4 protein-coding genes are annotated in these 3,580 nt (G+C 66.2%); all 4 read left to right on the forward strand.

Annotated elements, in window-relative coordinates; all coding sequences use genetic code 11:
- Window positions 1–254: 254 nt before the first annotated feature.
- Entirely contained in the window at window positions 255–455 is a 201-nt protein-coding gene (locus DYI24_RS23295; RefSeq protein ID WP_107345271.1) for a DUF2065 domain-containing protein, read from the forward strand.
- Between the two features lie 212 nt (window positions 456–667).
- Window positions 668–2,173, forward strand: coding sequence for a Do family serine endopeptidase (locus tag DYI24_RS23300; protein ID WP_164574020.1), 1,506 nt, complete (start codon window positions 668–670; stop codon window positions 2,171–2,173).
- A gap of 6 nt (window positions 2,174–2,179) precedes the next feature.
- Window positions 2,180–2,794, forward strand: coding sequence for a class I SAM-dependent methyltransferase (locus DYI24_RS23305; RefSeq protein ID WP_164574021.1), 615 nt, complete (start codon window positions 2,180–2,182; stop codon window positions 2,792–2,794).
- Between the two features lie 237 nt (window positions 2,795–3,031).
- The coding region (locus DYI24_RS23310; RefSeq protein ID WP_164574022.1) for an ABC transporter substrate-binding protein at window positions 3,032–3,580 on the forward strand (549 nt) is incomplete at its 3' end.

Here is a 3,580-nt window from a genome sequence, read left to right on the forward strand (position 1 = left end):
GCACCGCGCTAAACCGGAACCACGATATTGCGACGGGCCGCCCACCAGCGGCCCGTTTTGCTTTTGGCCTTATCCTTCGCCTGCTATGGCCGGTTAAGGCTCCGGTCAGAAGGCGCGACAAAACAACTCTGTAGAGCCGCAGTTGGATTTCAATCGGACGCGGAATTGCTCTAGAACAGGCCGATCAACAGCGGCGCGCGCTGAGCTGCGCTGGGACAACAAGGGCCGCGCGCCGGCCAGGAGGAAGCTGTCGCATGAGGTCTTTCGCGTTCGCCGACCTCCTCATCGGCGTGGGATTGCTGTTTGTTCTGGAAGGCCTGATCTTCGCTGCCAGCCCGAATTGGATGCGGCGGGCGATGAAGAGCGCGCTGGAAACTCCGGACAATGTGCTGCGTGCGGTCGGCATCGGCTCCGCGGTCGGCGGCCTGCTGCTGATCTGGCTGGTCCGGCACTAAAGCGCATTCGGCGTTGCCGCGCCGGTGACGGTGCCGGAATGCTGTCACGACGTTTTCAACCACGACATCGGGTTTGACGCTGGTTTTCGCCGCAATCAGTGGCGCGGATAGGGTAGCTTCGTTCACCACCGATGCTTGCGCCGGTCCCAGGATCGGGCGCAGTGTTCACGCGACTGCGCTTCGTTTTGCGCACGCCAGGAGATGATTCGACCATGCCCGCTGCGATCGCCCTTAGTTCCCGGATCAGGCCCTTGCGGATCAGGCCGCTGTTCGCCGCGCTGTGCCTCGGCGCGGCGGTGATCGTCGGCCCGGCGCCAGCCTCCGCCCGCGGCCCCGAAGGGATCGCCGATGTCGCCGAGAAGGTGATCGATGCGGTGGTCAACATCTCCACCACCCAGACGGTCGACGCCAAGGGGGCGGGCGAGAGCAAGGGCGGAGCCGCGCCGCAATTGCCGCCGGGCTCGCCGTTCGAGGAGTTCTTCGAGGACTTCTTCAAGAACCGCCGCGGCGAAAAGGGCGGCGGCCCGCGCAAGACCAATTCGCTCGGCTCCGGCTTCATCATCGATCCGGCCGGCGTGGTCGTCACCAACAATCACGTCATCGCCGATTCCGACGAGATCAACGTGATCCTCAACGACGGCACCAAGATCAAGGCGGAGTTGGTCGGCGTCGACAAGAAGACCGACCTTGCGGTGCTGAAGTTCAAGCCGCCGGCGGGCAAGACGCTGACCGCGGTGAAGTTCGGCGACAGCGACAAGCTGCGGCTGGGCGAATGGGTGATCGCGATCGGCAACCCGTTCTCGCTCGGCGGCACCGTGACGGCCGGCATCGTCTCGGCGCGCAACCGCGACATCAACTCCGGCCCGTATGACAGCTACATCCAGACCGACGCCGCGATCAATCGTGGCAACTCCGGCGGCCCGCTGTTCAACCTCGCCGGCGAAGTCATCGGCGTGAACACTCTGATCATCTCGCCGTCGGGCGGCTCGATCGGCATCGGCTTTGCCGTGCCGTCGAAGACCGTGGTGCCGGTGGTCGATCAGCTCCGTCAGTTCGGCGAACTGCGCCGCGGCTGGCTCGGCGTCCGCATTCAGCAGGTCACCGACGAGATCGCCGAGAGCCTGAGCATCAAACCGGCGCGCGGCGCGCTGGTCGCCGGCGTCGACGACAAGGGCCCGGCCAAGCCGGCCGGCATCGAGCCGGGCGACGTGGTGGTGAAGTTCGACGGCAAGGACATCAAGGAGCCGAAGGACCTGTCGCGCATCGTCGCCGACACCGCGGTCGGCAAGACCGTCGATGTCGTCCTGATCCGCAAGGGCAAGGAAGAGACCAAGCAGGTCACGCTCGGCCGGCTCGACGACGATGCCAAGCCGCAGCCGGCTTCGGCGAAGTCGCAGCCCGAGCCGGAGAAGCCGGTGACCCAGAAGGTGCTGGGCCTCGATCTCGCCGCGCTGTCGAAGGACCTGCGCGGCCGCTACAAGATCAAGGACAGCGTCAAGGGCGTGCTGGTGACCGGCGTCGACGATGGTTCGGACGCGGCCGAGAAGCGGCTGTCGGCCGGTGACGTGATCGTCGAGGTGGCCCAGGAGTCGGTCGGCAGTGCCGCCGACATCAAGAAGCGGATTGACCAGCTCAAGAAGGACGGCAAGAAGTCCGTGCTGCTGCTGGTCGCCAATGGCTCCGGCGAGCTGCGCTTCGTCGCGCTCAGCCTGCAATAAGGCACTATGGCCGAACCGGCCCGGACCGCGCCTGCCGTCGACTTCGTCGGCGGCGCGGTCGGCTATCGATTTCGCACCCAGGCCGGGCGCAGCCACGCGCTGCTCAAGGCCACCGGCGTGTCGCCGACCCGTCCGCTGCATGTGATCGACGCCACCGCTGGCCTCGGCCGCGACGCCTTCCTGCTCGCCTCGATGGGCGCGACGGTGACGCTGATCGAGCGGGTGCCGGAAGTGCACGCGCTGCTGGCCGAAGCGCTCGAAGCCGCACGCAGCGAGAGCGACGAGCTCGCAGCGATCATCGGCCGAATGACGCTGCTGCTTGGCGATGCCCGGGTGCTGCTGCCGACGCTGCAGGCCGACGTCATCACCATCGATCCGATGCATCCGCCGCGAACCAAGACCGCGCTGGTGAAGCAGGAGATGCGGCTGCTGCGCGATCTGGTCGGCGCCGATCCGGACGTCGGCGAGCTGTTGGCTGCAGCGCTGTCGGCCGACTGCGGCCGCGTGGTGCTGAAATGGCCGCTTCGCGCCGCCGCGCCACCGGCCGCGCGCAAGCCCTCGCATCAGATCGCCGGCAAGACCGTCCGCTACGACGTCTACGTACGGCCGCGCGCTCCCTGATTGGCAAATGCTCGCATGCTTTCCGAGCCTGCGAAATTCGCATGCAGATGCGTACGGGATCGCACGCCTCAGCGCGGGCGAAGGATGTATGTTTTTCATCAACCGGTGAGCCGTGCGCTCACCCATAACAGGCGCCTGCACCACGCAGTGCGAACGCGGTCGCAACGCCGCGAGGGAGCGAAGACCGGACAGCATCGCGACAAGACGATGCGGCCGGACCAAGGAGGAAGACCCCGCATGCAATTGTTTCGGCACACACCGATCGCCGCCGCTGCTCTGCTCGCAGTGCTTAGCGCCGGCCCCGCGTTCGCCGGCGGCAGCTACGATCCCGGCGCCAGCGACAGCCTGATCAAGCTCGGCCAGACCATGCCGTATTCGGGACCGGCGTCGGCCTATTCGACGATCGGGCGGGCCGAGGCCGCTTACTTCAAGATGCTGAACGACAAGGGCGGCATCAACGGCCGCAAGGTCGAGCTGCTCAGCCTCGACGATGCTTACTCGCCGTCGAAAACGGTGGAGCAGGTTCGCCGCCTGGTGGAAAGCGACGAAGTGCTGGCGATGTTCTCGATCCTCGGCACCGGGCCGAACATCGCGGTCCAGAAGTATCTCAACATCAAGAAGGTCCCGCAGCTGCTGCCGTTCAGCGGCGCGAGCCGCTGGAACGACGCCGCGCATTTCCCGTGGAGCACAGGCTCGCAGCCGACCTACAAAACCGAGGGCCGGATCTACGCGAAGTGGATTCTCGCCAACAAACCGAACGCCAAGATCGCCGTGATCACGCCGGCG

It is taken from the genome of Rhodopseudomonas sp. BR0C11, assembly GCF_010820945.1.
In the GTDB taxonomy this organism is placed as follows: domain Bacteria; phylum Pseudomonadota; class Alphaproteobacteria; order Rhizobiales; family Xanthobacteraceae; genus Rhodopseudomonas; species Rhodopseudomonas palustris_H.